Origin of the sequence: Butyrivibrio sp. AE3009 (genome assembly GCF_000420845.1) — a bacterium.
Classification (GTDB): Bacteria; Bacillota; Clostridia; order Lachnospirales; family Lachnospiraceae; genus Butyrivibrio.
Genome location: NZ_ATVS01000088.1, coordinates 1 through 2,723, shown reverse-complemented (window position 1 = coordinate 2,723; position 2,723 = coordinate 1). Strand labels below are relative to the sequence as shown.

The 2,723-nt window shown below is 39.3% G+C and carries 2 protein-coding genes and 1 pseudogene; all 3 read right to left on the bottom strand.

Translation table 11 applies throughout. The features are described from left to right. A pseudogene (locus G588_RS0118315) lies at positions 1-848 on the bottom strand (hypothetical protein); the annotation flags it as partial. 463 nt (positions 849-1,311) lie between these two features. After that, positions 1,312-1,746, bottom strand: coding sequence for a hypothetical protein (locus tag G588_RS0118310; RefSeq protein WP_155830837.1), 435 nt, complete (start codon positions 1,744-1,746; stop codon positions 1,312-1,314). A 17-nt stretch (positions 1,747-1,763) separates the two neighbouring features. Continuing rightward, positions 1,764-2,723 (bottom strand): Hedgehog/intein hint domain-containing protein (locus tag G588_RS21915; protein ID WP_022780136.1); only part of this gene is annotated, 960 nt, incomplete at its 5' end.

Genomic DNA, 2,723 nt, shown 5'->3' with positions numbered 1-2,723 from the left:
TCAAGAATCCCCTGCTCATCCCGAATGGTAACTTCCTTCTTCTTAATCGTAGTGGTAAAGACGTTCTCAGTCTTTGATACTGGATTGCCCCAGAGGTCATATTCATAAGTTCCTACAAGAGTTGAATCCTTGCATCTGTAGATGGCTATGATGTCTCCCTGTCCGTTTCTTGAATAGAAATACCTGGTCTCATCACTATAACTTCCATTATCCTTGGTCTGATAGCCTATCTCAGTTACAAGGCCGTCAGCATCATAATAGAAGTTCAGTCTGTAGTCTTTGGTTTCTTCATAAAGGAGCATTCCTGCATTATAGATATATGCAGTCTTATCACCACCAACATCCTTGCTGATTCGCTGCCCATCACTGAGATATACGTAGTTGCATTCTTTACCATTTGCATTAACAAAAGTGAGGCTTCCATTAGTGGTATCCCAGTCCATATGATAATCAAGATACTGCGTAGGATTGCCACATTTGTCATAATCTATCGTTTTGCCATTATATTTTTTGAGCTGATCTTTCCAGACAGGGTCATATTCATAATAGTTGTGTATATCCCTTTTGGCTTCAGGGTCCCATACTACTTCTTCAGTAATGTTCCCGCCATCATCATAGGTATAGTAATAGTTCTTAGTATGGCCATCCCTATATGATTCCTGCGCTTTTACTACTTCACCAAAGCTATCATAGATATAGCCCCTTGTGTACTGCCCTCCGATTCTGTACACTGTGCGGTTACGTTTAACATCATATTCTTCGATGATGCCACAAATATTTCCTCTGTCATCATAGGTATATTCAAAAGAGGAATCTAACGTACCTGAGGTATTTCCAACATAATTCACATATGCCTGTACCCTGTTCTGGGTTCCTTTATAGGACTTGGAGGATGCTTCCGCCTCGGCATAAGAGACCTTCGTATAAAGCTTCTTGGAATCATCCGCTTTTGCCTTGGGAGAATATACTGATGATGCTGTGCGCCTTAAGCTGTCATAACCAAACTTTTTAGAACTTCCATCCGGGAATGTGTCTACCGCATTCTTTCCGTCTTTTGCATAGGTATACTTGTAGCTGCCTAGCTTCTTCTTATTACCTTCTTTTATCTCTATATTGAGATTTTCGACTTTACCAAGAGTGTTATAGATATAAGACAGCCTGCTATAGCAATCGATATCCCCAGCACTACCGGTAACTGCACTCTTTGTTACCTTTCCGGTATCGCCAACCGCGTGTAATCACTCAAATAGATGATATGGACGACCTTGGTTAATAGGGTCTCCCATCTTTCATAGCTTCCAACCCGAGCAATCAGATATATTGCTTCATAGCACTTTGAATATATCTGGCCAAAGCAGGGATATCCTCTATAGCATTATCACAAAGTTCAGTAAAACGTTTATTCCCAAAATAATCATTTTGAGAAATCAGTTTTTCACGAATCAGACTTTCTGTTCCTTCACTATATATTTTTTCGTACCATTCATTTGTTTCCAGTAATGATAAAATATATGTCTGTCTAGTACTTCTGGGATGAACAAATATTTTCCACTTCATTTTTCCTTCATAAGCTTCTAAAGCACTAATCAAATAATTATGTTTTATTTTCGAAGCATCATAGATTCTATATGATATGAATGGAATATATCTATATCTGCACTCTTCATGATACATTGTCACACGCATCCACTCTACTTCAAAATAAAAACGAATAATCTCAGAAATTATCTGCTCATTTTTATCCATCGCCATCCCTTTCCATTTCATTTTGTAAATACATGAAAACCATTTGGATTTAGTCCACTTAATATTCTAAAGTAATCTGCCTTTAGCACAGGCGAATCTGAATATCTTGGGTCAAAAATATATCCTCCATAAGAATAGACTTCATGATACAAATATTCTTCAACACTTCCATATTCCATACATCTTATTAGCTGTCCATTTGTGCCCTCTATCCTATAAATCTCACCAATGTTACCAGCTTTTCTAAAATAATAATCAGCTATTTCCGAGCAATCAACTCCAATTTCTTCTCGATAACAATGATAGCCCTCCTTTAATAGCTCATTCATCCCTGGTAGCATTTCACACATATTATGCACAAGTACTTCTATATTCCCTACAAAATATGTGTGATAATCTTCTACTGCAAAATTATAAACAGGTATAGGGCTCTGCAGATGCTCCCAGCGCACAGTCTGAAGATGTAATTCATTTCCTTCGGAATCCACAAGTACGGAATGTTCACTTAATTCACCGGCAGGAACAAAACCGAGGTTTTTAACATAAAATGGGTGTGATGGAGTAGTTATTATCTCTTCATCCTCTATAATAAGGTGAACAAGTTCAGTTGATTCATTTATATACACCTCAAGAACTCGTTTGTATTCTACATCTCCTGTCTCAGGGTCCTCTGAAAGCACCATGTCTCCCGGCTTAACGTTCTCTATCGGAACCTTCCCATTCTCAGCATTAACCGGTGTCCCTGCCAAAAAGCACGCTGTCGCCCCAATTCCACCAGCAATGGCAGCTACTGCTCCTCCAATTATAGTCCCACCTAAGAAAGCATCAGCAGCACTATCATATGCAGCCTGCCATATCTCATCAGCATCAGCGCCATTCATGTATGCTATTCCGGCGCTTATTGCCCCAATCGCCACAGAACAGAATGCCTGGCCAGCAACCGCTGCAATAAACACTGTCTGCAAAGCACAAGCTGA

Excerpts from the sequence above, each read along its gene's own strand:
- G588_RS0118310 (WP_155830837.1), bottom strand. The coding sequence starts at position 1,746 with ATGGATAAAAATGAGCAGATAATTTCTGAGATTATTCGTTTTTATTTT.